24 protein-coding genes, 1 tRNA gene and 1 pseudogene are annotated in these 24,987 nt (G+C 77.0%); 18 read left to right on the top strand and 8 right to left on the bottom strand.

Going from position 1 to position 24,987, the window contains the following annotated elements; translation table 11 throughout:
- Window positions 1–55 precede the first annotated feature (55 nt).
- The 4 genes and pseudogenes from ACI8AK_RS16640 (at window position 56) to holA (ending at window position 5,377) form a co-directional block, all read left to right on the top strand.
- Complete coding sequence (locus ACI8AK_RS16640; RefSeq protein ID WP_387985353.1) at window positions 56–910, top strand: DegV family protein; 855 nt, start codon at window positions 56–58, stop codon at window positions 908–910.
- A 135-nt stretch (window positions 911–1,045) separates the two neighbouring features.
- On the top strand, window positions 1,046–1,960 hold the full coding sequence (locus ACI8AK_RS16635) for a ComEA family DNA-binding protein (protein WP_456957150.1): 915 nt from the start codon (window positions 1,046–1,048) through the stop codon (window positions 1,958–1,960).
- Window positions 1,957–4,062, top strand: a pseudogene (locus ACI8AK_RS16630) (ComEC/Rec2 family competence protein); the annotation flags it as partial. The gene ACI8AK_RS16635 and the pseudogene ACI8AK_RS16630, both read left to right, overlap by 4 nt.
- A gap of 313 nt (window positions 4,063–4,375) precedes the next feature.
- A complete protein-coding gene (gene holA, locus ACI8AK_RS16625; protein ID WP_456957148.1) occupies window positions 4,376–5,377 on the top strand; it encodes a DNA polymerase III subunit delta in 1,002 nt (333 codons plus the stop codon).
- Between the two features lie 85 nt (window positions 5,378–5,462).
- Here the strand turns inward: holA and rpsT are convergent, their stop codons facing one another.
- A complete protein-coding gene (gene rpsT, locus ACI8AK_RS16620) occupies window positions 5,463–5,723 on the bottom strand; it encodes a 30S ribosomal protein S20 (RefSeq protein ID WP_387985345.1) in 261 nt (86 codons plus the stop codon).
- A gap of 180 nt (window positions 5,724–5,903) precedes the next feature.
- On the opposite strand from rpsT, the gene lepA reads away from it, so the two are divergent.
- The 4 genes from lepA (at window position 5,904) to ACI8AK_RS16600 (ending at window position 10,928) form a co-directional block, all read left to right on the top strand.
- Window positions 5,904–7,733 carry a translation elongation factor 4 gene (gene lepA / locus ACI8AK_RS16615; RefSeq protein WP_387985342.1) on the top strand — a complete coding sequence of 610 codons (1,830 nt, stop codon included), beginning with the start codon at window positions 5,904–5,906 and terminating at the stop codon, window positions 7,731–7,733.
- Entirely contained in the window at window positions 7,730–8,386 is a 657-nt protein-coding gene (locus tag ACI8AK_RS16610) for an MOSC domain-containing protein (RefSeq protein WP_387985340.1), read from the top strand. Before lepA ends, ACI8AK_RS16610 begins: the two co-directional genes overlap by 4 nt.
- 123 nt (window positions 8,387–8,509) lie before the next feature.
- Window positions 8,510–9,211, top strand: a complete 702-nt coding sequence (locus ACI8AK_RS16605) for an LppX_LprAFG lipoprotein (protein WP_387985337.1) — start codon at window positions 8,510–8,512, stop codon at window positions 9,209–9,211.
- Window positions 9,180–10,928: an MFS transporter gene (locus ACI8AK_RS16600; protein WP_456957147.1), complete on the top strand. Its 1,749-nt coding sequence runs from the start codon at window positions 9,180–9,182 to the stop codon at window positions 10,926–10,928. Before ACI8AK_RS16605 ends, ACI8AK_RS16600 begins: the two co-directional genes overlap by 32 nt.
- Here the strand turns inward: ACI8AK_RS16600 and ACI8AK_RS16595 are convergent.
- From ACI8AK_RS16595 to selD, 3 genes are read right to left on the bottom strand one after another with little or no spacing between them, the layout of a single operon-like run.
- Window positions 10,897–11,211, bottom strand: coding sequence for a hypothetical protein (locus tag ACI8AK_RS16595; protein ID WP_387985332.1), 315 nt, complete (start codon window positions 11,209–11,211; stop codon window positions 10,897–10,899). The two genes, ACI8AK_RS16600 and ACI8AK_RS16595, sit on opposite strands and share 32 nt — an antisense overlap.
- Window positions 11,212–11,225: 14 nt before the next feature.
- Window positions 11,226–12,191 (bottom strand): zinc-binding dehydrogenase, encoded by a 966-nt coding sequence (locus tag ACI8AK_RS16590; RefSeq protein WP_456957145.1) that lies wholly within the window; start codon window positions 12,189–12,191, stop codon window positions 11,226–11,228.
- Between the two features lie 10 nt (window positions 12,192–12,201).
- Complete coding sequence (gene selD / locus ACI8AK_RS16585; RefSeq protein WP_456957143.1) at window positions 12,202–13,209, bottom strand: selenide, water dikinase SelD; 1,008 nt, start codon at window positions 13,207–13,209, stop codon at window positions 12,202–12,204.
- Window positions 13,210–13,232: 23 nt separating this feature from the next.
- Between selD and ACI8AK_RS16580 the strand changes: the two genes are divergently transcribed.
- The 4 genes from ACI8AK_RS16580 (at window position 13,233) to ACI8AK_RS16565 (ending at window position 16,851) form a co-directional block, all read left to right on the top strand.
- A tRNA-OTHER gene (locus ACI8AK_RS16580) sits at window positions 13,233–13,328 on the top strand.
- 37 nt (window positions 13,329–13,365) lie between these two features.
- The gene (selA, locus tag ACI8AK_RS16575) at window positions 13,366–14,676 is read left to right on the top strand and encodes an L-seryl-tRNA(Sec) selenium transferase (RefSeq protein ID WP_456957141.1); all 1,311 of its coding nucleotides are present in this window, start codon (window positions 13,366–13,368) and stop codon (window positions 14,674–14,676) included.
- On the top strand, window positions 14,667–16,427 hold the full coding sequence (gene selB / locus ACI8AK_RS16570; RefSeq protein ID WP_456957139.1) for a selenocysteine-specific translation elongation factor: 1,761 nt from the start codon (window positions 14,667–14,669) through the stop codon (window positions 16,425–16,427). Before selA ends, selB begins: the two co-directional genes overlap by 10 nt.
- Window positions 16,428–16,476: 49 nt before the next feature.
- The gene (locus ACI8AK_RS16565) at window positions 16,477–16,851 is read left to right on the top strand and encodes a PH domain-containing protein (protein WP_387985318.1); all 375 of its coding nucleotides are present in this window, start codon (window positions 16,477–16,479) and stop codon (window positions 16,849–16,851) included.
- Between the two features lie 57 nt (window positions 16,852–16,908).
- Here the strand turns inward: ACI8AK_RS16565 and ACI8AK_RS16560 are convergent, their stop codons facing one another.
- Together ACI8AK_RS16560 and ACI8AK_RS16555 are read right to left on the bottom strand one after the other, a co-directional pair.
- Entirely contained in the window at window positions 16,909–17,064 is a 156-nt protein-coding gene (locus tag ACI8AK_RS16560) for a hypothetical protein (RefSeq protein WP_387985315.1), read from the bottom strand.
- 26 nt (window positions 17,065–17,090) lie between these two features.
- Window positions 17,091–17,873, bottom strand: coding sequence for an enoyl-CoA hydratase-related protein (locus ACI8AK_RS16555; RefSeq protein ID WP_456957137.1), 783 nt, complete (start codon window positions 17,871–17,873; stop codon window positions 17,091–17,093).
- 48 nt (window positions 17,874–17,921) lie between these two features.
- Here ACI8AK_RS16555 and hemW point away from each other — a divergent pair, with 48 nt between their 5' ends.
- The 3 genes from hemW (at window position 17,922) to ACI8AK_RS16540 (ending at window position 21,001) form a co-directional block, all read left to right on the top strand.
- A complete protein-coding gene (hemW, locus tag ACI8AK_RS16550) occupies window positions 17,922–19,145 on the top strand; it encodes a radical SAM family heme chaperone HemW (protein ID WP_387985309.1) in 1,224 nt (407 codons plus the stop codon).
- A 141-nt stretch (window positions 19,146–19,286) separates the two neighbouring features.
- Entirely contained in the window at window positions 19,287–20,399 is a 1,113-nt protein-coding gene (locus tag ACI8AK_RS16545) for a sensor histidine kinase (RefSeq protein WP_456957135.1), read from the top strand.
- Entirely contained in the window at window positions 20,396–21,001 is a 606-nt protein-coding gene (locus tag ACI8AK_RS16540) for a response regulator transcription factor (protein WP_387985304.1), read from the top strand. Before ACI8AK_RS16545 ends, ACI8AK_RS16540 begins: the two co-directional genes overlap by 4 nt.
- Before the next feature lie 3 nt (window positions 21,002–21,004).
- Here ACI8AK_RS16540 and ACI8AK_RS16535 read toward each other — a convergent pair whose 3' ends face one another.
- Window positions 21,005–21,472 (bottom strand): GNAT family N-acetyltransferase, encoded by a 468-nt coding sequence (locus ACI8AK_RS16535; RefSeq protein WP_387985302.1) that lies wholly within the window; start codon window positions 21,470–21,472, stop codon window positions 21,005–21,007.
- A complete protein-coding gene (locus tag ACI8AK_RS16530; protein ID WP_456904155.1) occupies window positions 21,472–21,828 on the bottom strand; it encodes a type II toxin-antitoxin system VapB family antitoxin in 357 nt (118 codons plus the stop codon). The genes ACI8AK_RS16535 and ACI8AK_RS16530 overlap by 1 nt, the downstream gene beginning before the upstream one ends.
- A gap of 216 nt (window positions 21,829–22,044) precedes the next feature.
- Between ACI8AK_RS16530 and hrcA the strand changes: the two genes are divergently transcribed.
- From hrcA to ACI8AK_RS16515, 3 genes are read left to right on the top strand one after another with little or no spacing between them, the layout of a single operon-like run.
- Window positions 22,045–23,064, top strand: coding sequence for a heat-inducible transcriptional repressor HrcA (hrcA, locus tag ACI8AK_RS16525; RefSeq protein ID WP_387985299.1), 1,020 nt, complete (start codon window positions 22,045–22,047; stop codon window positions 23,062–23,064).
- A 14-nt stretch (window positions 23,065–23,078) separates the two neighbouring features.
- Window positions 23,079–24,212, top strand: a complete 1,134-nt coding sequence (gene dnaJ, locus ACI8AK_RS16520; protein ID WP_387985296.1) for a molecular chaperone DnaJ — start codon at window positions 23,079–23,081, stop codon at window positions 24,210–24,212.
- Window positions 24,209–24,982 (top strand): 16S rRNA (uracil(1498)-N(3))-methyltransferase, encoded by a 774-nt coding sequence (locus tag ACI8AK_RS16515; RefSeq protein WP_456957133.1) that lies wholly within the window; start codon window positions 24,209–24,211, stop codon window positions 24,980–24,982. Before dnaJ ends, ACI8AK_RS16515 begins: the two co-directional genes overlap by 4 nt.
- Window positions 24,983–24,987 lie beyond the last annotated feature (5 nt).

Genomic DNA, 24,987 nt, shown 5'->3' with positions numbered 1-24,987 from the left:
ACCGGCCGTCCGCCTGCGCGTCAGCCGCCGGTCGGCGTCGGGCTAGCCTCCCCTGGTGTCCGTCGCCGTGGTCACCGACTCCACGGCCTACCTGCCGCCCGACCTCGTCGCGCGGTACGGCATCGAGGTGGTCCCGCTCTACGTCGTCCTCGCCGGGCACTCCGGCCGGGAGGGCACCGAGATCACCCCGGAGGACGTCGCCCGGGCGCTGACCTCCCGCGGGCAGCACGTCTCGACCTCGCGGCCGACCCCCGGCGACTTCGTCGCCGCCTACCGCCGCCGGCTCGCCGAGGGCGCGGACCGGGTGGTGTCGATCCACCTGTCCGCCGAGCTGTCGAGCACCTGGGACGCCGCCCGGCTGGCCGCCGCCCAGGTGGGGGAGCACCTCGTGACCGTCGTCGACTCGCGGTCGACGGCGATGGGCACCGGCTTCCCCGTCCTCGCCGCCGCCCGCGCCGCGGCCGACGGCGCCACCGCGGCCGAGGTCGCCGCCGTGGCCGCGCGGACCGCCGCGCGCACCCGCACGCTGTTCGTCGTCGACACCCTCGAGCACCTGCGCCGCGGTGGCCGCATCGGCTCGGCCGCCTCGCTGCTGGGCACCGCGCTGGCGGTCAAGCCGGTGCTGCACGTGGCCGAGGGGCGGGTCGTCCCGCTGGAGCGGGTGCGCACCTCCGGGCGCGCCCTCGCCCGGCTGGTGAAGCGCGCGGAGGAGGCCGCCGGCGGCCCGGGCGCCTCCCTCGCCGTCCACCACCTGGCCGCGCCCGAGCGCGCGCAGCGCCTGGCCGCCGAGCTGCAGCGCGCCGTGCCCGGCGTCCGGGAGCTGCACGTCAGCGAGCTGGGGGCGGCGGTCGGCGCGCACGTCGGGCCGGGCGCGGTCGGCGTCGTGGTGACCCCGGCGGAGGGGGACTGAGCGGAGGGCGGACACGGCGCGCAGCGTGCACCCGGCGCCCGCCGGGCGGCCCGCGCCCGTCCACAGCCCGCACCGCCGTCCACAGTCCCCGCGGACCGGTCCTCCCGGGCGGGCGGTCTCCCTAGCGTCCGCCGCGTGCGCCTGACCTCCCGCCGCGACCCCGCCGCCGACGTCATCCGTGCCCGTCTCCGGGTGCTGCTCGACGAGGGCCGGCGCTCGGGCTGGCTGCCCGACGACGACCCGCTCGAGTTCCCGCCGCGCACCGGCGTCGCCCTCCTCCGCCGCCCGGAGCCCCGTGGGGACCGGGTCGACGACGACCTCGACGACGACCTCGACGACGACCTCGACGACGACCTCGACGACGACCTCGACGACGACCTCGACGGCGACCGCGACGACGACCCGGCGGACGGGCGGCTGCCGGGCGGGCTCGGCCGGCACCGGGCGCCCGGGCGCGCGGTGCGGGTGGACCCCGGCCGCCGAGGCAGCGCGGCGCTGTGGCTCACCGGCCTTGTGGCGGCGCTGCTGCTCGCCGGGTGGACCTGGCTGCAGCGGCCGGAGGTGGAACCGGCTCCCGAGCCCGCCCCGGCCGCCGACACGGAGCCCGCGCCCGCGGAGGCGGCCGGGGCCCGCACGACCGTCGTGGTCTCGGTCGTCGGCCTCGTCGTCACGCCCGGCCTGGTGACGCTGCCCGAGGGCGCCCGCGTCGCCGACGCGGTGGCCGCGGCCGGCGGCCTCCTGCCCGAGGCCGATCCCGCCTCGGTCAACCTGGCCGCGGTCGTCAGCGACGGGCAGCAGATCGCCGTCGGCGTCCCCGGCACGGCCGCCGCGCCGGCCGGCGGGGGAGCCGCCCCGCCCGGCCCGCTGGACCTCAACGCCGCCACGGTCGCCGACCTCGACGCCCTGCCCGGCATCGGCCCGGTGCTCGCCCAGCGCATCGTCGACCACCGCGGGCAGCACGGCCGGTTCACCAGCGTCGAGCAGCTCGACGACGTCCCGGGCATCGGCCCCGCCGTCTACGGCGAGCTCGCCGACCTGGTCCGGGTGTGAGCGCCCGCCCGGACCGGCGCTGGTCGTGGCTGGACCTGCGCCTGGTCCCGGTCGCCGCCGCGGTGTGGGCGGTCACCCTCGCCGCCGGCCTGCTGTCGCCCCCGGCCCTGCTCGTCCTGGCCGGCGCGGCCACGCTCGCGGCGCTGCTGCTCGTCCGGCGCCGGGGACGGGCCGGCGTCCTCGTGCTGCTCGCCGTGCTCGCCGCCGTGGCCACCACCGCGACCGTCGCCGCCGTCCGCGGCGCCGCCCGCGCCGCCTCCCCGCTCGCCGACGTCGCCGCCGGCCGCACGGTCGACGCGGTCCTGAAGGTCGACGGCGACCCGCGGCGCGTCGCCGGCACCGGCCCGCCTCGGCTGGTCCTCGACGTCACGGTCACCGCGGTGACCGACCGGGCGGCCACCGTGTCGCTGACCGCCGGGGCGGTGCTGTTCGCGCCGGCGCCGGACTGGACCGGCGTGCTGCCCGGGCAGGTGGTGCGCACCCGGGTGGCGGTGGCGACCGCGCCCGCCACCGACGGTGTCGTCGCGCGGCTGTCGGCCCGCGGCCCGCCGGAGCCGGTCGAGGAGCCGTCCCGGCTGCAGCGCGCCGCCGGTGCCGTCCGCGACGGGCTGGCCGCCACCGCCCGGCGCGTGCTGCCCGCACCCGCGGACGGGCTGCTGCCCGGCCTGGTCGTCGGCGACACCCGGGGCCTGGACCCGGTGCTGGAGGAGGACTTCCGCCGCGCGGGCCTGTCCCACCTCACCGCGGTCTCCGGCGCCAACGTGGCGATCGTCCTCACCGGCGTGCTCGCGCCGCTGCGCCGACGGGCGGTCGACCGCCGGGTGCAGGCGGTCGTGGCCCTCGCGGTCCTCGCCGGCTTCGTGGTGCTGGTCCGGCCCGACGCCAGCGTCCTCCGGGCGGCGGCCATGGGCGCGGTCACCCTCCTGGCGCTGGCCTCCGGCCGGGCGCGGGCCGCGGTCCCCGCGCTGGCCGCCTCGGTCGCGGTGCTGCTGCTGCTCGACCCGCGCCTGGCCCGCGACGCCGGCTTCGCCCTGTCGGTCGCGGCGACGGCGGCGATCGTGCTGCTGGCGCCCCGCTGGTCGCACCGGCTGCGGCGCCGCGGCTGGCCGCGCACCCCCGCCGACGCGGTGGCGGTCGCGGCGGCCGCCGGGCTGGCCACCGCGCCGCTGGTGGCGGGCCTGTCCGGGCTGGTCAGCCCGGTGTCGCTCCCGGCCAACCTGCTCGCCGCGCCGGCGGTGGCTCCGGCGACGGTGCTCGGCCTACTGGCCGCCGTCGTGGGACCGGTCGTGCCGGAAGCCGGGGACGGTCTGGTGTGGCTGGCGGGCTGGCCGGTGCGGTGGCTGGTCGCCGTGGCGCGCACCGCGGCCGCCCTGCCCGACGGCGCGACCGGCTGGCCGGCCGGCACCGGCGGTGCGCTGCTGCTGACCGTCCTGCTGCTCGCCGCCGGGCTGGCGCTGTGGCGGTACCGGCGGCTGCGCCCGGTGGGGCTGGCCGCGCTGCTCGGGCTGGTGCTGCTCGGCTGGCCGCTGCGCCAGGTGGCCGACGGCTGGCCGCCGCCGGGGACCGTGCTGGTGGCCTGCGACGTCGGCCAGGGCGACGCGCTGGTCCTGCCGACCGGCCCGGGCGAGGCCGTGCTCGTCGACGCCGGCCCGGAGGTGGGCGCGGTCGACCGCTGCCTGGACCGACTGGGCGTCGACCGGCTGCCGCTGGTGCTGCTGTCACACCTCGACGCCGACCACGTCGGCGGGCTGGCCGGGGCGCTGGACGGGCGGGAGGTGGGCTCCGTCGCCACCGGCACGCTGTCCCCGGCCGACGACCGGGCCGGCGACCTGGCCCGCGCCGCCGCCCGGGCGGGCGCTCGCCGCGAGGTCCTCGTCCCCGGCGACCGCCGCGACGTCGGCGGCGCCCGGCTCGAGGTGCTGGCGCCGCCGCCGGAGATCGCCACCGCCGCGGCCGAGCCCAACGACCTCTCGCTGGTCGTGCGGGTCACCGTGCGCGGCGTGCGGGTGCTGCTCACCGGCGACCTGAGCGCGACGGCCGAGGCGCGGGTCCTCGACCGGGGCGTGGACCTGCGCGCCGACGTGCTGAAGGTCCCGCACCACGGCAGTGCCGACGTCGACCCGGCCTTCCTCGCCGCGACCGGCGCCCGGGTGGCGCTGGTCAGCGTCGGCGCGGAGAACACCTACGGGCACCCGGCGCCGCGGCTGCTGTCGCTGCTGGCCCGGGACGGGGTGCGGGTGCACCGCACCGACCGGGAGGGCGACCTGGCCGTCGTCGGCTCGGTGGGGGAGTGGGGCGTCGCCGCCCGCGGCGCTCCGGGGGCGCAGGCCGGAGCGGTGCACCCCGGCGACGACGGCGTGCCGGGAGGACCCGCGGTGCGGCCGGACCGTCGGCGGGCCGTGACACCATCGGGGCGTGGCAGCGGCACCCCCGGCACCGACCTCCCGCCTGCGGGCCGTCGTCGGCGAGGAGGAGCTGCTGCGCTCCCGCGCCGTCGCCGCCGTGCGCGCCGCCGTCCTCGAGCGCCACCCCGCCGCGGAGGTGCACGAGCTGGTCGCCGCGGGCCTGCCGGTCGGGCAGCTCGCCGACGTGCTGGCGCCGTCGCTGTTCGGCGAGCACCGCCTGGTCGTCGTCAGCGGGGTGCACGAGGCCGCGGGCGCCCTGGTCGACGCCCTGACCGGCTACTGCAAGGACCCCGACCCGGAGCTCACGCTGGTCGTCGTCCACCCCGGCGGCAAGCGCAACGAGGCGCTGGTCAAGGCGTTCACCGCGGCCGGTGCGGCGCTCGACGAGTGCGCCAAGATCTCCTCGCCCGGCGACCGGGCGTCGTTCGTCCGCAACGAGGTGCGCGCGGCCGGCGGCCGGATCACCCCCGACGCGGTGGCCGCCCTGGTCGACGCCGTCGGCGCGGACCTGCGGGCGCTGTCGTCGGCGGCCACCCAGCTGGTCGCCGACTTCGGCGGGACCATCGACGCCGACGCCGTCGCCCGCTTCCACCGCGGGCAGGCCGAGGTCACCGGCTTCACCGTCGCCGAGAAGGTGCTGGTGGGGGACCGTCAGGGCTCGCTGGAGACGCTGCGCTGGGCGCTGGACCGCGGCGTCGCGCATGTGCTCATCGCCGACGCGATCGCCGACGGCATCCGGACCGCGGCCCGGGTCACCTCGCTGAACACCACCAACACCGGTGACCTCGCGCGGGCGCTCAAGCTGCCGCCGTGGAAGGTGAAGAAGGCCCAGACGCAGGCGCGCGGCTGGAGCATCGAGGGCCTGCAGCAGGCGATCGGGGTGGCCGCCGAGCTCAACGCCGACGTCAAGGGCGTCGCCGCGAGTGCCGACTACGCGCTCGAGCGGGCCATCCGCCGGATCGTCGACATCCGCGCCACCACCGGCCGCGGCCGGGTCCGCGCCGGCTACTGAGCGGCCGGGCCGGCCCGCCCCGCACAGCGACGGGCCCCCGTCCTCCGGTGGGGAGGACGAGGGCCCGGGAGCGCTGGGACGCAGCTCAGAGGCTGGTCAGCTGCTTGGCCATACCCGACTTGCGGTTGGCGGCCTGGTTCTTGTGGATGATGCCCTTGCTGGCGGCCTTGTCGAGGGCCTTGCTGGCCTTCTGCAGCGCCGTGGTCGCGGCCTCGGTGTCGCCGGCGGCGGCGGCCTCGCGGAAGCGGCGGACGGCCGTCTTCAGGGCGGACTTGACGGCGACGTTGCGCTGGCGCGCCTTCTCGTTCGTCTTGTTCCGCTTGATCTGGGACTTGATGTTCGCCACGCGTGAGCCTCGGTGTCTCGCAGGAGGGAAAGGGTCTGTCGGTGCGTCCGGACGGCATGCGTCAGCGGACCGGCCTGCCAGGTTACCAGCGTGCGGCGCGCCGTCCCAACCCGGCCGCGGGGGGACCTCCCCGGCACGGTGCTCCACCGCCGTGCCCCGGCGTGGGACGATGGCGGCACTGTGACGACTCCCGCTGCCACCGATCCCGCCCGGATCCGGAACTTCTGCATCATCGCCCACATCGACCACGGCAAGTCGACGCTGGCCGACCGGATGCTCGAGGTGACCGGGATCATCGAGGCGCGGCAGATGCGCGCGCAGTACCTCGACCGGATGGACATCGAGCGCGAGCGCGGCATCACCATCAAGGCGCAGAACGTGCGCCTGCCCTGGAAGGTCGGGGACACCGAGTACGTCCTCGACATGATCGACACCCCCGGCCACGTCGACTTCACCTACGAGGTGTCCCGGTCGCTGGCCGCCTGCGAGGGCGCGGTCCTGCTGGTCGACGCCGCGCAGGGCATCGAGGCGCAGACCCTGGCCAACCTCTACCTGGCCCTGGAGAACGACCTCACGATCATCCCCGTCCTCAACAAGATCGACCTGCCGGCCGCGCAACCCGAGAGGTACGCCGCCGAGATCGCGCACATCATCGGCTGCGAGCCCGAGGACGTCCTCAAGGTCAGCGGCAAGACCGGCGAGGGCGTGCCGGAGCTGCTGGACGCGATCGTCGCGCAGATCCCCGCGCCGGAGGGCGACGCCGAGGCCCCGGCCCGCGCGATGATCTTCGACTCGGTCTACGACATCTACCGCGGCGTCATCACCTACGTCCGCGTCGTCGACGGGCGGATCTCCAGCCGCGAGCGCATCCGGATGATGTCGACCGGCGCCACCCACGAGCTGCTCGAGATCGGCGTCATCTCGCCCGAGCCCAAGCCGGTCGACGGCCTCGGCGTCGGCGAGGTCGGCTACTTCATCACCGGGGTGAAGGACGTCCGCCAGTCCCGCGTCGGCGACACCGTCACGCTGCAGCACCGCCCGGCCGCCGAGCCGATCGGCGGCTACAGCGACCCCAAGCCGATGGTCTACTCCGGCCTCTACCCGATCGACGGCAGCGAGTACCCGCTGCTGCGCGAGGCGCTGGACAAGCTGCTGCTCAACGACGCGGCGCTGACCTACGAGCCGGAGACCTCCGCGGCGCTCGGCTTCGGCTTCCGCGTCGGCTTCCTCGGCCTGCTGCACCTGGAGATCGTCCGCGAGCGGCTCGAGCGCGAGGCCGGCATCAGCCTCATCTCCACGGCGCCCAACGTCGTCTACCGGGTGGTGATGGAGGACGGCACCGAGCACACCGTCACCAACCCCAGCGACTGGCCCGAGGGCAAGATCGACAAGGTCTACGAGCCGATCGTCAACGCCACGATCATCGCGCCCAGCGACTACACCGGCGCGATCATGGAGCTCTGCCAGAGCCGGCGCGGCCAGCTCGGCGGCATGGACTACCTGAGCGAGTCCCGCGTCGAGCTGCGCTACACCCTGCCGCTCGGCGAGATCATCTTCGACTTCTTCGACGCCCTGAAGTCGCGCACCCGCGGCTACGCGAGCCTCGACTACGCCGAGGCCGGCGAGCAGGAGTCCTCGCTGGTCAAGGTGGACATCCTGCTGCAGGGCGAGGCCGTCGACGCGTTCAGCGCCATCGTCCACAAGGACAAGGCGTACAGCTACGGCGTGATGATGGCCGGCAAGCTGCGCGAGCTCATCCCGCGGCAGCAGTTCGAGGTGCCCATCCAGGCCGCCGTCGGCTCCCGGGTGATCGCCCGCGAGACCGTGCGCGCCATCCGCAAGGACGTCCTCGCCAAGTGCTACGGCGGTGACATCACCCGCAAGCGGAAGCTGCTGGAGAAGCAGAAGGAGGGCAAGAAGCGGATGAAGATGGTCGGCCGCGTGGAGGTCCCGCAGGAGGCCTTCGTCGCCGCGCTGTCGACCAACGAGCCCTCCGCCGCCAAGAAGTGAGCGGCCGGCTGCTCGCCGTCTGCGTCTCCGGCTCCGACCTGCTGCCCCTGCCCGGGCGCCGGCCCGACCGCAGCGGCATCGACAAGCGGCCGAGGCCCGGCCGCGTCGCCGTCGGCGAGCTGGGCCTGGACGGCGACGTCCAGGTCAACCGGAAGCACCACGGCGGGGAAGGGCAGGCGGTCTACGCCTACGCCCAGGAGGACGCCGACTGGTGGGCCGCCGACCTCGGCCGCGACCTGCCGCCGGGCCGCTTCGGCGAGAACCTCCGGACGGCGGGCCTGGACCTCACCGAGGCGGTCATCGGCGAGCGCTGGCGGGTGGGGACGGCGCTGCTCGAGGTGACCGCGCCGCGCATCCCGTGCGCCAACTTCGCCCGCTTCTGGGACGTCCCGGACCTGGTCAAGCGGTTCACCGCGCACGGCGCCACCGGCGCCTACCTGCGGGTGCTCGAGACCGGCGACGTCGGCACGGGGGACGAGGTCGCCGTCGTCGACCGGCCGGAGCACGGGGTCACCGCCGGCCTGGCCTTCCGCGCGCTCACCACCCAGCGGTACCGGATCGCCCAGCTGGAGCCCGCGCTGGCGTCGTTCCCGGTCAAGGACCAGCCAAGGCTCGCCGCGCGGATCGCCGCGAGGGCCGCCGCCCCGGCCTGACGCGGCGCCGGCGTGGACCGGCCGCCCCGTCCCCGGGACCCCCGCCGCCTGCGTCTGCCGGCCACCGCGACGCGCTACCGTGCCCGCGCCGGGAGCCGACCGGCGGGAGCGGGGAGGACGACGATGGTGCTGCGCCGTGCTGCCGCGACGGTGGCCGGGCTGGTGGTCGCGGTGTCCGCGCTGGCCGGCTGCGGCGGGAGCGAGCCGGAGGAGTCCGCCGGCGACCTGCTCGCCCGCGCGAAGACCACGCTCGACGAGACCGAGTCGCTGCACTTCGTGCTGACCAGCGAGGGCGCCCCCACCACCGGCACCGCGCTGGTCGGCGGCGAGGGCGACGTCCTCCGCCCGGCCTCGTTCGAGGGCACGCTGCAGGTGCTGGCCGTCGGCTCGGCGCTCGACCTCGCCGTCGTCTCGGTCGACGGCACCGTCTACGCGCAGCTGCCCTTCACCAGCGGCTACAGCGTCGTCGACCCCGCGCAGTTCGGCTTCGGCGACCCCGGCGCGCTGCTGGACCCCGACACCGGCATCTCGCAGCTGCTCGCCCAGTCCGACGCCGCCGAGCTGGGGGAGGAGCGCCGGGTCGACGGCGAGGTGGTGCGCGAGGTGACCGCGGAGATCCCCGGCGACCTGGTCGAGCAGGTGCTCACCAGCGAGGACCCGAGCCAGCCGGTGGAGGCCCGCTTCTCCGTGGCGACCGAGTCCGGCCAGCTGCGCCGCGCCGAGCTGACCGGCCCGTTCTACGCGGCCGACCAGGACGCCACCTTCACCATCGAGTTCTCCGACCCCGGCGACGATGTCGAGATCACCGCACCGCCTGTCGGCTGAGCCGCAGGCGCCCGCGGTCCCGGGGCTGCCGCTGGTCGTCCTCGCCACCCTGGCGGTGCTGGTCACCGCGGCCGACACCTACGTCGTCGTCCTGGCGCTGCCGGACATCCTCACCGGGGTCGGCGTCGGCATCGACGAGCTGCAGCGGGCGACGCCGATCGTCGGCGGCTTCCTGCTCGGCTACACCGCCACGCTGCCGCTGCTGGGCCGGCTGGCCGACCTGCGCGGCCGGGTCCCGGTGCTGGCCGGCTGCCTGCTGCTGTTCGCGCTGGGCTCCCTGCTGACCGCCACGGCGACCGACCTGGGCCTCGCCGTCGCCGGCCGCGGGCTGCAGGGCGTGGGCGCCGGCGGGCTGGTCCCGGCCACGCTGGCACTGGTCGCCGACCGATGGCCGCCCGAGCGCCGGGCGGTGCCGCTGGGCGTGGTCGGCGCGGTGCAGGAGGCCGGCGCGGTGCTCGGCCCGCTGGCCGGCGCCGCGGTGCTCGCGGTCGGCGACTGGCGGGCGGTCTTCTGGCTCAACCTGCTGCTCGGGCTGGTCCTCGCCGCGGGGGTGGTGCTCACCGGCGGCCGCCGGCGGCCCGACCCCGTCGGCCTGGTCCTGCTGCTGCTCACCGGCGCCGCCGCGGGCCTGCAGCTGGCCGAGCCGGCCGCGCTGGCCGAGGACGTCACCCTCGGCCTGGCCTGGGTGCCGCTGGCCGACGGCGGAGCCGCCTCCACGCCGCTGGTGCTGGCCGCCGTGGCCGCCGGGCTGGCGCTGGTCGCGCGGAGCCTCGCGCACCCCGACGGCGCGGTGCTGCCGCTGCGCGGGGCGCCGCGGCTGGTCCGCGAGGTCGACGCGCTGGGCTCGCTGCTCGCCGTCGTCGCGCTCGGGGCGCTGGTGTGGTCCTTCGCCGCGGCCGACCCGGCCACCGAGGTCGTCGCCCACGGCCCGGTGCTGCTGCCGGTCGCGGCGCTGGCCGCCGCCGGCTTCTGGCTGCACGAGCGGCGCGCGCCCGACCCGGTGCTGCCGCTGGGCGCGCTGCGACCGGCCGGCGCGTGGGGCGCGCTGCTGGTCAACCTGCTGGTCGGGGTGGCGCTGGTGGCCGCGCTGGTCGACGTCCCGCTGTTCGCCCGCGCCACGACGACGCCCGGCGACCAGCTCGGCGCCGCGCTCGTGCTGGTGCGGCTGCTGGTGGCGGTCCCGGTGGGCGCGGTCGCCGGCGGGTGGCTGTGCCGGGTGCTGCCCCCGCGGCTGGTCGCCGCGGGCGGCACGGTGCTGGCCGCGCTGGCGCTGTGGGCGATGACCGGCTGGGGCGAGACGTCGCTGGACCGGTGGGGGTCCACGGTCGTGCTGCTGGCCGCGGGGCTCGGGTTCGGCCTGGCGATCGCGCCGGTCAACGCGGTGCTGCTGGCGGTCACCGGGCCCGCCGTGCACGGCAGCGCCAGCGCGCTCGCCGTCGTCGCCCGGACCGTGGGGATGCTGGTCGGGCTGTCGCTGCTCACCGCGGTGGCGCTGCGCCGGTTCACCGCCGAGGTGGCGGCGCTCGGCTCGCCGCTGACCGTCTGCCCGGACACCCCGGCCGACTGCCCCGCCTACGAGGCGGCCGTCGACCAGGCCGTCCTCACCCAGCTGCACACCGTCTTCGCCGGCGCCGCGGTCGCCGCCGCGCTGGCGGCGGTCGCGGCGCTGGTGCTGCTGCGCGAGGTCAGCGCGGCTCGTGCACCGCGTAGTGCGTGACGGTGTCCTCGCGCTGCACCAGGAAGCGGTCGTCCTCGGGGTAGTAGACGGCGGCCTCGAGGTCGTCGCCGGCGAACCCGCGGACCGCGTCCAGCGACTCCCACAGGCTCAGCGCGACGACCTCGGTGCGGCCGTCGCCGAGGTCGCGGGTGAGCACCCAGGCGCCCTCGTTGCCCGGCGTCCGCCGGTACTCGCCGACCCCGGTCTCCTCGACGTAGGCGGCGTAGGCGTCGGCGTCCCCGGTGCGGACCCAGCCCCGCCACACCCGCGCTGTCCTGGCCACGGCCGGCCTCCTCGTCAGAGCGTGAAGACGATCTTCCCGGCGGTGCGCCCCTCGAGCATGCGGCTGAAGCCCTCGCGGGCCTCCTCGAGCGGCAGCTCGACGTCGATGACCGGGCGGACGCCGGTCACCGCGCACATCCGGACCAGCGACTCCAGCTCGTCGCGGGTGCCCATGGTGGACCCGACCACCGACAGCTGGGTGAAGAACACCCGGTTGAGCTCGGCGCCCGGGTCGTAGCCGGTGGTGGCGCCGGAGGTGACGATGACGCCGCCGGGCCTCAGGGACCTGACGCTGTGGCTCCAGGTCGCCTTGCCGACCGTCTCCATGACGCCGTCGACCCGCTCGGGCAGCCGGGCGCCGGTCTCGAAGGCCCGGTCGGCGCCGAGCTCGAGCGCGGCCGCGCGCTTCTCCTCGCTGCGGCCGGTCACCCACACCCGGTAGCCGGCGGCCCGCCCCAGGACGACCAGCGCGGTGGCGACGCCGCCGCTGGCGCCCTGCACGAGCACCGTCTGGCCGGGCCGCAGACCGGAGCGGACGAACAGCATCCGGTAGGCGGTCAGCCAGGCGGTGGGCAGGCAGGCGGCCTCGGCGAAGGACAGCTCCGCGGGCTTGGGCAGCACGTTGCGCCGGGGGACGGCGACCCGCTCGGCCATCGTGCCCTGGTACAGCTCGGAGAACAGCGTGCGCTTCGGGTCGAGCGTCTCGTCGCCGGTCCACCCGGGGCTGGCGACGACGCCGTGGACGACGACCTCGTTGCCGTCCTCGTCCAGCCCGGCGGCGTCGGTGCCCAGGATCATCGGCATCCGCTCCTGGGGCAGGCCGACGCCGCGCAGGCTGAACAGGTCGTGGTGGTTGAGGGAGACGGCCTCGACCTGCACCGTCGTCCAGCCGTCGGGAACCTCCGGCTCGGGCCGGTCGCCGACCTCCAGGACGGAGAGCGGGTCGTCGGGCGAGGGTGTGGAGACGAAGACGGCGCGCATGCGGCGGACGCTAGCGGACGACGAGGACGTGCTCCTGCCGCGGGACGAACTCGCCGATCACCGGGGCGCCGGGCACCTCGCCGGCCAGCAGCAGCCCGCCGGAGGTCTGTGCGTCGGCCAGCAGCAGCGCCTCGTCCTCCCCCACGGCGGACAGGTCGGTGTGCGGGCGCACCCAGTCGAGGTTGCGGCGGGTCCCGCCGGAGACGAACCCCGCGGCCAGCGCCTCGCGGGCGCCGGCCAGGTAGGGGACGGCGGCGGCGTCGACCACTGCGGTCACCCCGCTGGCGCGCGCCATCTTGTACAGGTGACCGAGCAGGCCGAAGCCGGTGACGTCGGTGCCCGCGCGGACGCCGGCGGCCAGGGCGGCGCGCGAGGCGTCCCGGTTGAGCGCGGTCATCGAGGCCACCGCCTCCTCGCTGACCTCGCCGGTGGCCTTCATCCGGTTGTTGAGCACGCCGACGCCCAGCGGCTTGGTCAGCGACAGCGGCGTCCCGGCGACGGCGGCGTCGTTGCGGATGACCCGGTCGAGGTCGAGGACGCCGGTGACGGCCATGCCGTACTTGGGCTCGGGGTCGTCGATCGAGTGCCCGCCGCCGACGTGGCAGCCGGCCTCCTGCGCCGCCTCGAGCCCGCCGCGCAGCACCTCGGCGGCGAGCTCGGCGGGCAGCACGTCCCGCGGCCAGCCGAGCAGGTTGACCGCGACCACCGGGGTGCCGCCCATCGCGTAGACGTCGGACAGCGCGTTCGCCGCGGCGATCCGGCCGAAGGTGTACGCGTCGTCGACGACCGGGGTGAAGAAGTCGGTGGTGAGCACCAGCCCCTGCCCGCCGGCGGTGCGGACGACGGCCGCGTCGTCGCCGTCGCCGAGGCCGACGACGAGCTCGGCGGCCGGGTCGACGGGGCCGGTGTGCGTGAGCCCCGCGACGACGGCCTCGAGCTCCCCGGGCGGGATCTTGCAGGCGCAGCCGCCGCCGTGCGCGTACTGGGTGAGGCGGATCCGTGCGGGCGCGCTGGTCACGGCCCCACCGTAGGCTGGCCGGCGGAGGCGTCAGGGCGCCTGGTGGCCCCCGCGGCCTCTAAAGCCGACGTGGCCGAGCAGCTCGGTCAGGCGGGTTCGATTCCCGTCCGCCTCCGCCAGCCTCCCCGCGGGCCGGCGCGCATACGCTCCGCAGCGATGAGCGCCGACCCGCGGCGGGCAGTGCCCCGCACCGACACGCTGCTGGCCGACCCGGCGCTGGCCGACGCCGCCTCGCGCCTGGGCCGGGAGCTGGTCAAGGACGCCGTCCGCACCGTGCAGTCCCGCATCCGCGCGGGCGAGCTCGCGCCCGACGACGCGGTCGCCGCCGTCCTCGCCGGCCTGCCGTCGACCGCGTCCGCCCTGCGCCCGGTGCTCAACGCCACCGGCGTCCTCGTGCACACCAACCTCGGGCGGGCACCGCTGTCGGCCGCGGCCGTCGAGGCGGTGGTCGCGGCCAGCGGCACCACCGACGTCGAGCTGGACCTGTCCACCGGCCGCCGCGGGCCGCGCGGCGAGGCGGCGATCGCCGCGCTGCTGGCCGCCGTCCCCGCCGCCGGGGCCGCGATCGTGGTGAACAACTGCGCGGCCGCGCTGGCGCTGGTGGCCACGGCGCTGGGCGGCGAGCTGGTCATCGCCCGCGGCGAGCTGGTCGAGATCGGCGACGGCTTCCGCATCCCCGCCCTGCTCGAGTCGACCGGCGCCCGCCTGCGCGAGGTGGGGACGACGAACCGGGTGACCCTCGACGACTACCGCGACGCCCTGCACGACGACACCGGCGCGGTCCTCAAGGTGCACCCGTCGAACTTCGTCGTCCGCGGCTTCACGCGGGCCGTGCCGGTGCACGAGCTGGCCGAGGCGCTGGCGAACAGCGGCGTGCCGCTGGTGGCCGACGTCGGCTCCGGGCTGCTGCGGCCGCACCCGGCGCTGCCCGACGAGCCGGACCTGCAGACGACGCTGGCCGACGGCGCCGACCTGGTGCTCGCCAGCGGGGACAAGCTGCTCGGCGGCCCGCAGGCCGGCCTGGTGCTCGGCCGCGCCGACCTGGTGCAGCGGCTGCGCCGGCACCCGCTGTACCGGGCGCTGCGGGTGGACAAGACGACGCTCGCCGCGCTGGAGGCCACCCTGCGCGGCCCGCAGCCTCCGGTGCAGCAGATGCTCGCCGCCGACGTGGACGGGCTGCGCGCCCGGGCGCGCGCGCTGGCCGGCCGGCTGGCCGCCGCCGGGGTCGACGCGCACGCCGTCGACTCCGCCGCCCGGGTCGGCGGGGGAGGGGCGCCCGAGCACCCGCTGCCCAGCGCGGCGGTCTCGCTGCCCGAGCCGTTCGCCGAGCCGCTGCGGCGGGGTGCGCGGCCGGTCGTCGGGTACGTGGCCGACGGGCGCACCCTGCTCGACCTGCGCAGCGTGCCGCCGTCGGCCGACGACGACCTCGCCGCCGCGGTGCTGGAGGTGGCGCAGCGGTGGCCCTGAGCGGCATGGACGTGATCGCCACCGCCGGGCACGTGGACCACGGCAAGTCGACGCTGGTCCGCGCGCTCACCGGCATGGAGCCCGACCGGTGGGAGGAGGAGCGCCGCCGCGGTCTGACCATCGACCTCGGCTTCGCCTGGACGACGCTGCCCTCGGGCCGGGTGCTGGCCGTCGTCGACGTGCCGGGGCACGAGCGGTTCGTCGGCAACATGCTCGCCGGCGTCGGGTCCGTGCCGGCCGCGCTGGTCGTGGTGGCCGCCGACGACGGCTGGTCGTCGCAGACCGCCGAGCACGTCGCCGTCCTCGACGCGCTCGGCGTGCGGCACGCGCTGCTCGCCGTCACCAAGGCCGACCTCGCCGACCCCGCGCCCGTGCTCGCCGACGCCACCGAGCGGCTGGCCGCGACGTCGATGGGCGCCGTCCCCGGCGTGGCGGTGAGCGCGCCGACCGGCCGCGGCGTCGCCGAGCTGACCGCCGCCCTCGAGGCGCTGCTGGCCGGGCTGCCCGCGCCGGACGCCGAGGCGCCGGTGCGGCTGTGGATCGACCGCGCGTTCCCGATCCGCGGCGCCGGCACCGTGGTCACCGGGACGCTCGCCGCCGGGTCCGTCGCACCCGGCGACCGGCTGCGGCTCGGCGACCGCGAGGTGGGCGTGCGCGGCGTGCAGTCGCTGGGCCGTCCGGTGGAGCGGGCGACGGCGACCGCGCGGGTGGCGCTGAACCTGCGCGGGATCGCCGTCGAGGACCTCTCCCGCGGCGACGCGCTGCTCACCCCCGGCGCGTTCCGGACCACCGCGGAGGCCGACGTCGTCCTGGCCCGCGCGCCCGAGGGGCGGCTGCCGGCCGAGGCGGTGCTGCACGTCGGCTCGGCGGCGGTGCCGGTGCGGCTGCGCCCGCTCGACGGGCGGGCGGTGCGGCTGCGGCTGGCCGCCCCCCTGCCGCTGCGGGTGGGGGACCGGGTCCTGCTGCGCGACCCGGGGGCCCGGCGGGTGCTCGGCGCCGACGTCCGCGACGTCGCGCCGCCGGAGCTGCGCCGCCGCGGGGCGGCCCGGCAGCGGGCCGGCGAGCTGGGCCGCCAGCAGGCCGGGCCGGCCGGTGCCGCCGCCGACCTCGCCCGCCGCCGGGTGGTGCGCGCCGACGACTTCACCGCGATGGGCTGGCCGGTGCCCGGCGACGCCGTCCGCGCCGGACCGTGGCTGCTGGCGCCGGGGCTGGTCGGCGAGCTGGCCCGACGGGTGCCGGGGCTGGTGGCCGCGCACCGGCAGGCGCACCCGCTGGAGCCCGGGCCGCCGGTCGCCGTCGTCCGCCGGGAGCTGGACCTGCCCGACGACGACCTGGTGGCCCTGGTCGTGCGGCCGCCGCTGGCGCTGCGCGAGGGCCGGGTCGTCGTGGCCGCCGCCGGCCTGCCGCCGGCGGTGCAGCGGGCGGTCGACGCCATCCGGGCGCGGCTGGCCGCCGATCCGTTCGCCGCCCCGGACGCCGACGAGCTGCGCGCCGCCCGCCTCGGACCCCGCGAGCTGGCGGCCGCGGTGCGCGACGGGCAGCTGGTGCGCATCGCCGACGGCGTCTACCTGGCGCCGGGCGTGGAGGAGGCCGCCCGCGCGCGGCTGGCCGCGGTGCCGCAGCCGTTCACGCTCAGCCAGGCGCGCTCGGCGTGGGGGACGACGCGGCGGGTGGCCGTACCGCTCATGGAGTGGCTCGACGCGCGCGAGGTCACCCAGCGGCTGCCCGACGCCACCCGCCGGCTCCGCTGACCCGGCGTGGGACACGGGCCGTGACGTTCCGCTGACCTAGCGTGTCCCGGTGATCGACTTCTCCAGCGGCTCGGTGTTCAAGCTGAGCCAGTGCAACCCCCAGGACGTCGCCGGCGACGTCGCCCCGCTGCTCATCCCGGGCGAGCAGCTGTACTTCGCGTTCAAGACGGTGCGGGACTTCGTCGTCTTCACCGACAAGCGGCTGATCGCGGTGAACGTCCAGGGCATGACCGGCCGCAAGAAGGACTTCACCTCGCTGCCCTACAGCAGGATCCAGGCCTTCTCGGTGGAGACCGCGGGCACCTTCGACCTCGACGCCGAGCTGGACCTGTGGTTCAGCGGGCTGGGCAAGGTGCGGCTGGAGTTCAAGGGCAACTCCGACATCCGCCAGCTCGGCCAGATGATCGCCACCTACGTGCTCTGAGCGCAGTCGTGCTCTGCACACACCCGCGGGGCAGAGCACGACCGCGCACGGGACAGGTCAGCCGCCGGCCTGGCGGAGCAGCGCGTCGCGCTCGTCGCTCTCCGTCAGCACCGGCTGCGCGGAGGAGGCGTCGACGGTCTCCACGGTGTCCTCGAGGTCGACCGGCTCGGGCAGGGTGCGGAAGCGTTCGCGCGGGTCCTCGGGAACGGTCACGCCCGCAGCATCCCGCGCCGGACCGGTTACAGCGAGGGGACCCAGCGCGCCGGGCGCCTCTCCCGGAACGCGGCGATGCCCTCCTGACCGTCCTCGCCGGCGAAGGCCCGCGCCGAGAGCTCGAGCAGGTCGTCGAAGGAGCCGCGGAGCCCGCCGGCGCGCAGCAGCCGCTTGGTCTCGGCCAGCGCCCACGGCGACCCGGCGGCCAGCGCCAGCACCTGCCCGTCGACGGCGGCGTCGACCCCGTCGTCGGGTGCCACCAGGTCCACCAGCCCGCCGGCCGCGGCGGTGGCGGCGTCGAACACCTCGCCGGTGAGCATGAGCCGGTGCGCCACGTGCGGGAGCATCCGCGGCAGCACGACCGCGGAGGTGACGGCGGGCACCAGCCCGAGCCGCACCTCCGACATGCCGAACGTCGCCGAGGACGCGGCCACCACGACGTCACAGGCCGCGGCCAGGCCGACCCCGCCGGCCCGCGCCGGCCCGCGCACCGCGGCCACCACCGGCTTGGGGGCGGTCCAGATCGTCCGCAGCAGGTCGGGGAGCTCGCGCACCCCCTGGTCCCCGGCCCCGGCGCCGGCCGCCTCGGACAGGTCCATCCCCGAGCAGAACACCCGCCCGGCGTGGTCGAGCACGACCACGCGCACCGCGTCGTCGGCGAGCGCGGCGTCGAGGGCCTCGCGCAGCTGCGCGCGCAGCGCCCGGGAGAGCGCGTTGCGGTTGCCGGGGGAGTCCAGCACCAGCCGGGCCACGCCCCCCGCGACGGTCACCTGCAGCAGCCGGTCCTCGTCCACGGGCGCAGAGCTCACCCGGGCATCCTGCCCCGGGGTGGCGGGGGCGCGGCACACTGGGAGCAGATGACCACCACCCTGCCGCTGCTGCCGGCGCGTCCGCCCGCGGACGACGACCTGCCGGTCGGTGCCCGCGAGCACCTGACGACGACGCCGTTCGGCCTCTACGTGCACGTGCCGTTCTGCGCCACCCGCTGCGGCTACTGCGACTTCAACACCTACACCTCCGACGAGCTCGGCCCCGGCGCCAACCGCGCCGAGTACGCGGGCACCGCGATCGCCGAGCTGCACCGCGCCGCGCGGGTCCTCGGCCCCGACCTGCCGACGGTCTCCACCGTCTTCGTCGGCGGCGGCACCCCGACGCTGCTGCCCGCCGAGGACCTCGCCGCCGTGCTGGCCGCCGTCCGCGAGCTGTTCCCGGTCGCCGACGGCGTCGAGGTGACCACCGAGGCCAACCCCGAGTCGGTGACCCCGCGGTCGCTGGCGACCCTGCGCGCGGCCGGCTTCACCCGGCTCAGCCTCGGGATGCAGTCCGCCGCCGAGCACGTGCTCGCCGTCCTCGACCGGCGGCACACCCCGGGGCGCGCGGCGCAGGCCGCGCGGGAGGCGGTCGCGGCCGGCTTCGAGCACGTCAACCTGGACCTGATCTACGGCACGCCGGGCGAGACCGACGCCGACTGGGCCGCCTCGCTCGACGCCGTCCTGGCCGCGCCGGTCGACCACGTCAGCGCGTACGCGCTCATCGTCGAGGACGGCACCCGGCTGGCCCGCCGCATCGCCCGCGGCGAGCTGCCGATGCCCGACGACGACGTCCTCGCCGACCGCTACGTCCAGGCCGACACCGTGCTGCGCGGCGCCGGGTTCGACTGGTACGAGGTCAGCAACTGGTCGCGCGGGGACGCCGCCCGCTGCCGGCACAACGAGCTGTACTGGGCCAACGCCAACTGGTGGGGCGTGGGCCCGGGCGCGCACAGCCACGTCGGCGGCGTGCGCTGGTGGAACGTCAAGCACCCGGCGGCGTACGCGCAGCGGCTGGCGGCGGGGGAGGGCCCGGTGGCCGACCGCGAGGTGCTCGAGCCCGCCGACCGCGCGCTGGAGACGGTCATGCTCGGCCTGCGGCTGCGCGACGGGCTGCCGCTGACCGCGCTGTCCGACACCGGCCGGGCCCGCGCCGCCGACGCCGTCGCCCGCGGCCTGCTGGAGCCCGCCGCGCACGCCGGGGGCCGGGCGGTGCTCACCGACCGCGGCCGCCTGCTCGCCGACGCCGTCGTCCGGGACCTGACGGACTGAGGCTCCGCCTCTCGCGCGCGAGAGGCAGCACCTCTGCCTCTCGCGCGCGGAAGGCGGGGACAGCACCTGACGGATGTCAGCCCGGGCCGACGACGTCCGGCACGTCCGGTACCGGGATCGGCAGGTCTACGGTCGGGCGCCGTGGACGCCCACTCCCGGTGGCGGCAGATCGGCTGGTCCCTGCCCTGGCTGCTGTTCCAGGCCTTCCCCCTCGCCGACCTGCTGACCACCGACCGGCCGACGGCGGTCCGGGTGGTCGCCGGCGCCGCGCTGCTGGTGTTCACCGCCGTCTACCTCGACGTGTTCCGCCGGTCGTTCACCAGCTGCGACCCGGGCGGACCGCTCGGCCGGCTGGCGGTGATCGCGGCGCTCGGTGCCGGCCTCGCCGTCTGGCTTGGCCCGGCGTGGGCGGGTCTGCTGATCTACGTGTCGGCGGCCTCGGCGGCGGCACTGCCGCGGCGCTGGGTGTGGCCGGCGGTGCTCGCCGCCGCCGCGGTGTGCGCCGGGGTCGTCGCGGCCGACGGCCAGCTCGCGAACCTGTTCATCCTCCCGGTGATGTGTCTGCTCACGGCGTTCGCGATGCGCGGCACCCGCCACCTGGTCGAGGTCAACACCGAGCTCGCCGCGGCCCGCGAGGAGCTGGCGCGCAACGCGGTCGCCGAGGAGCGGCTGCGCTTCGCCCGCGACCTGCACGACCTGCTCGGCCACAGCCTGTCGCTCATCGCGCTCAAGAGCGAGCTCGCCGGGCGGCTGGCCGAGGTCGACCCGGCACGGGCGCGCACCGAGATGGCCGACGTCGAGGCCGCCGCCCGCCGCGCGCTGGCCGAGGTCCGCGACGCGGTCAGCGGCTACCGCCAGGTCAGCTGCGCGCAGGCGCTGGCCGAGGCGCGCGCGGCGCTGTCCGGCGCGGGGATCGCCGCCCGCCTGCCCGACCGGGTGCCCGTGCTGCCCGGCCCGGTCGACGCCGCCCTGGGCTGGGTGGTCCGCGAGGCGACGACGAACGTGCTGCGGCACAGCGGCGCCCGGACGGTCACCGTCACCCTCGCCGACGACGGCACCGACGCGGTGCTCACCGTCACCGACGACGGCCGCGGCCCCGCCGACGACACCGGGCCCGGCTCCGGGCTCACCGGCCTGTCCGAGCGGGTGGGGGCGCTCGGCGGCCGGCTCACCGGCGGCGCCGGCCGCGACGGCGGCTACGAACTGCGCGCGGTCCTGCCGCTGGTGCCGGCTCACGCGGCGGTGGCCCGGTGATCCGGGTGCTGGTGGCCGAGGACCAGTCGATGGTCCGCGGCGCGCTGCGGGCGCTGCTGGAGCTGGAGCCCGACATCACCGTCGTCGCCGAGGTGGGCCGGGGCGACGAGGTGCTGGCCGCCGCCCGGGAGCACGCCCCCGACGTCGCGCTGCTCGACATCGAGATGCCCGGGCGGGACGGTCTGGAGGCCGCCCGCGAGCTGGCCGCCGAGCTGCCGGGCGTGCGCGCCGTCGTCCTCACCACCTTCGGCCGGCCGGGGTTCCTGCGCCGCGCCATGGAGGTGGGCGCGGCGGGCTTCCTGGTGAAGGACGCGCCGGTCGCCGAGCTCGCCCGGTCGATCCGCGCCGTCGTCGCGGGGGAGCGGGTGATCGACCGGGAACTGGCCGCCGCCGCGCTGGCGATCGGCGCGACGCCGCTGTCCGCGCGCGAGGCCGACGTGCTGCGGGAGGCCGCCGACGGCGCCACCGTCGCCGACATCGCCCGGCGGCTGTTCCTGTCCGAGGGCACGGTGCGCAACTACCTGTCCTCGGCGATCGGCAAGACCGGCGCCCGCACGCGGGTGGAGGCCGCCCGCGTCGCCGCCGACAAGGGCTGGCTGTAGCGGCTAGAGCTCCAGCTTCATGCCGACGTGTGAGGCGACGAAGCCCAGCCGCTCGTAGAAGCGGTGCGCGTCGGGGCGGCGGACGTCGGTGGTCAGCTGCAGCAGGGCGGCGCCGCGGCGGCGGGACTCCGCGGCGCACCACCGCAGCATCGCCTCGCCGAGCCCCCGCCCGCGGGCGGCCGCGGCCACCCGCACGCCCTCCACCTGTGCGCGCAGCGCGCCGCCGCGGGACAGCCCGGGCAGGAACGACAGCTGCAGGGTGCCGACGACGGCGCCGGCGTCCTCGGCCACGACCAGCAGGTGCGCGGGGTCGGCGTCGACGGCGGCGAACGCCCGCTCGTACGGGACGGGGTCGGCCGACTCCCGGGTCGCGCCCAGCGGGTCGTCGGCCAACAGCGCGACCACTGCGGGCAGGTCCCCGGCGGTCGCCTCCCGCAGCAGCACCCCGCCGTCGAGCCGGGCCGGGTCCATCAGGCCAGGTTGGCGGGCATCAGCGCGTCGAGGTCGAGCACCCGGACGTGGATGACCGAGCGCTGCTGCAGGGCCGCCCGCAGCGCGCGGTGCAGGCCGTCCTCGAGGTAGAGGTCGCCGTGCCACTGGACGGCGTGCGGGAACAGGTCGCCGTAGAAGGTCGAGTCGTCGGCGAGCAGGGTGTCCAGCGCCAGTTCGCGCTTGGTGGTGACGAGGGTGTCGAGCCGGATCTGCCGGGGCGGGATCATCGCCCAGTCCCTGGTGGACAACCCGTGCTCGGGATAGGGGCGCCCGTTCCGCACCGCTTTGAAGATCAGGGACCCGACCTCCGTCCAACACCTGCCCCGTACCGGCACCGACGCGTCCGAGCGTATCGGCCCGCCGCCCGCCGTGCCGGGCCCCCACCGGGTGGTGGACCCCGTCACGTCCGCGACGGAACGGCTCCCTGGTCGTATGCTGGATTGGCACTCGGTCCGTGCGAGTGCCAACCCGGCCGGGCACCCGGCGAGGGCGGGCCGGAGCCCCCGCGGCTCCCCGCACGGCGACGTCGACCGGTTCGGGGAGGTGTCACCGTGGCGCACGACGAACGGCGCCTGCAGGTCCTGCGGGCGATCGTGCAGGACTTCGTCTCCACCAACGACCCCGTGGGCAGCAAGGCCCTGGCCGAGCGGCACGACCTCGGGGTCTCGCCGGCGACCATCCGCAACGACATGGCCGTCCTCGAGGAGCAGGGCTACATCACCCAGCCGCACACCAGCGCCGGGCGGGTGCCCACCGACAAGGGCTACCGGCTGTTCGTCGACCGGCTCTCGGCGGTCAAGCCGCTGTCGCCCGCCGAGCGCCGCGCCATCGAGCGGTTCCTCGACGGCGCGGTCGACCTGCACGACGTCCTCGGCCGCACGGTGCGCCTGCTCGCCCAGCTGACCCACCAGGTCGCCGTCGTCCAGTACCCGACCCTGTCGCGCAGCGCGGTCCGCCACCTCGAGGTGGTGCAGCTGACCGGCTCGCGGCTGCTGCTGGTGCTCATCACCGACACCGGCCGCGTCGAGCAGCGGGTCGTCGACTGCCCGGTCGACGTCAGCCGCGACGACGTCTCGGACCTGCGCGCCACGCTCAACGCCGCGTTCACCGGCGCCCGGCTCGCCGACGCCGGCAGCAAGGTCCCCGACCTCGTCGAGACCGCGCCGGAGCACCTGCGGGCGCTGGTCGCCGCGGTCAGCGCCGCGCTGGTCGAGACCCTGGTCGAGCCGGGGGAGGACCGTCTCGTCATCGGCGGGACGGCGAACCTGGCGCGCGTCGCGCTCGACCCGGGCAGCCTGCGCCCGCTGCTGGAGGCACTGGAGGAGCAGGTCGTCGTCCTCAAGCTGATCAGCGAGGTCGACAGCAGCGGCGCGGTGCTCGTGCGCATCGGCGAGGAGAACGCCCACGAGGCGCTGGCCGGTGCGTCGGTCGTCTCGGTGGGGTACGGCACCGGTGACCGGGCGCTGGGCGGGCTGGGCATCGTCGGCCCGACCCGCATGGACTACCCAGGCAACATGGCCGCGGTGCGAGCCGTGGCCCGCTACGTCGGCCAGTTGCTGGCCGGGAGCTGAGGTCTCGACCCCTGATGGCAACCGACTACTACGGCGTGCTCGGGCTCTCCCGGGGCGCCTCCGACGCCGACATCAAGAAGGCCTACCGGCGGCTGGCGCGGGACCTGCACCCCGACGTCAACCCCGACCCGGAGGCCAAGGAGCGCTTCCAGGAGGTCAGCCGGGCCTACCAGGCGCTGACCGACCCGGACAAGCGGCGCATCGTCGACCTCGGCGGGGACCCGTTCGACAGCGGCGCCGGCGCCGCCGCGGGCTCGCCGTTCGGCGGGGCCGGCTTCGGCGGGCTCGGCGACATCATGGACGCCTTCTTCGGCGGCGGGATGGGCACGCGCGGGCCGCGCAGCCGCGTCCGCGCCGGCGACGACGCCCTGATCGCGCTGGAGCTCGACCTCGAGCAGACGGTCTTCGGCACCACCGAGACGATCACCGTCGACACCGCCGTCCTGTGCGGCACCTGCGCCGGCGCCGGCACCGCGCCGGGCACCCACCCGACCACCTGCGTCACCTGCTCCGGCCGCGGCGAGGTGCAGAGCGTGCAGCGCTCGTTCCTCGGCCAGGTCGTCTCCAGCCGGCCGTGCCCGACCTGCGCCGGCACCGGCCAGGTCATCCCCGACCCCTGCCCCGAGTGCGGCAGCGAGGGCCGGGTCCGCGCACGGCAGGACATCCAGGTCAAGGTGCCCGCCGGCGTCGAGGACGGCATGCGGATCCGGCTCACCGGCCGCGGCGAGGTCGGCCCCGGCGGCGGCCCCGCCGGCGACCTGTACGTGGAGATCCGCGAGCGCCCGCACCCGGTGTTCACCCGCGACGGCGAGGACCTGCACTGCCACGTCGCGCTGCCGATGACGGCCGCGGCGCTGGGCACCACGCTGCCGCTGACCCTGCTCGACGGCGAGGACACCGACGTCGACGTCCGCCCCGGCACCCAGGCGGGCACCGTCCTCACCCTCCGCGGCCAGGGCGCGCCACGGCTGCGGGCCACCGGCCGGGGCAACCTGCACGTGCACGTCGACGTCCAGACGCCGACGCGACTCGACGCCGAGCAGGAGAAGCTGCTGCGCGAGCTGGCGGTGCTGCGCGGCGAGGACCGCCCCGGCCCGGCGGAGACGCAGGGCGGCCTGTTCTCCCGGGTCCGGAACTCGTTCAAGTGAGCGTCCCGGCCCCCGACGACGCCCGGCCGGCCCTCGACGGCTCCCCGCTGTTCCTCCTCGACGAGCTGGCGGGTGACGGGGCGGACGAGGTGCTCGTCGGCGGCGCCGAGGGCCGGCACGCCGTCGACGTGCTGCGGCTGGCCGCCGGCGAGGCGGTGCGGGTCGGCGACGGCCGCGGCGCGGTCGTCGAGGGCACCGTGCTCCACGCCGGGCCGGCCGGGCTGCGCGTGCAGGTCACCGCCCGCCACGACGTGCCCCCGGCCGAGCCGGAGTTCGTGCTGGTCCAGGCCCTGCCCAAGGGCGACCGCGGCCCGCTGGCCGTGGAGCTGGCCACCGAGCTCGGCGTCGACCGGGTGGTCCCGTGGGCGGCCGCGCGCTGCGTCACCCGCTGGCGCGAGGACCGCGTCGAGAAGGGCCTGGCGAAGTGGCGGGCCGCGGCCCGGGCGGCGGCCAAGCAGTCGCGGCGGCCGCGGGTCCCCGAGATCGGCGACCTCATGACCACCCGGCAGGTGTGCGGGGAGCTCGCCGACGTCGACCTCGCGCTGGTGCTGCACGAGCAGGCCCGCCGTCCCCTCGCCGGGGTGGATGTCCCCGCCAGCGGCACGGTCGCCGTCGTCGTCGGCCCCGAGGGCGGGCTCACCGACGGCGAGGTCGTGGCCCTGCGCGCGGCCGGCGCCCAGCCGGTGCGGCTCGGGCCGGAGGTGCTGCGGACCTCCACCGCCGGCGCCGCGGCGCTGGCCGCCCTGTCGGTCCGGACCCGCTGGGCCTGAGCACG

Source organism: Geodermatophilus sp. SYSU D00867 (genome assembly GCF_054050315.1).
The sequence above is the reverse complement of the archived record's forward strand: the minus strand, read 5'-3'. Positions and strand labels throughout refer to the sequence as shown.

Excerpts from the sequence above, each read along its gene's own strand:
- ACI8AK_RS16605 (WP_387985337.1), top strand. The coding sequence starts at position 8,510 with ATGGTGCTGCGCCGTGCTGCCGCGACGGTGGCCGGGCTGGTGGTCGCG.
- ACI8AK_RS16600 (WP_456957147.1), top strand. The coding sequence starts at position 9,180 with ATGTCGAGATCACCGCACCGCCTGTCGGCTGAGCCGCAGGCGCCCGCG.
- ACI8AK_RS16590 (WP_456957145.1), bottom strand. The coding sequence starts at position 12,191 with ATGCGCGCCGTCTTCGTCTCCACACCCTCGCCCGACGACCCGCTCTCC.
- selA (WP_456957141.1), top strand. The coding sequence starts at position 13,366 with ATGAGCGCCGACCCGCGGCGGGCAGTGCCCCGCACCGACACGCTGCTG.
- hemW (WP_387985309.1), top strand. The coding sequence starts at position 17,922 with ATGACCACCACCCTGCCGCTGCTGCCGGCGCGTCCGCCCGCGGACGAC.
- ACI8AK_RS16535 (WP_387985302.1), bottom strand. The coding sequence starts at position 21,472 with ATGGACCCGGCCCGGCTCGACGGCGGGGTGCTGCTGCGGGAGGCGACC.
- dnaJ (WP_387985296.1), top strand. The coding sequence starts at position 23,079 with ATGGCAACCGACTACTACGGCGTGCTCGGGCTCTCCCGGGGCGCCTCC.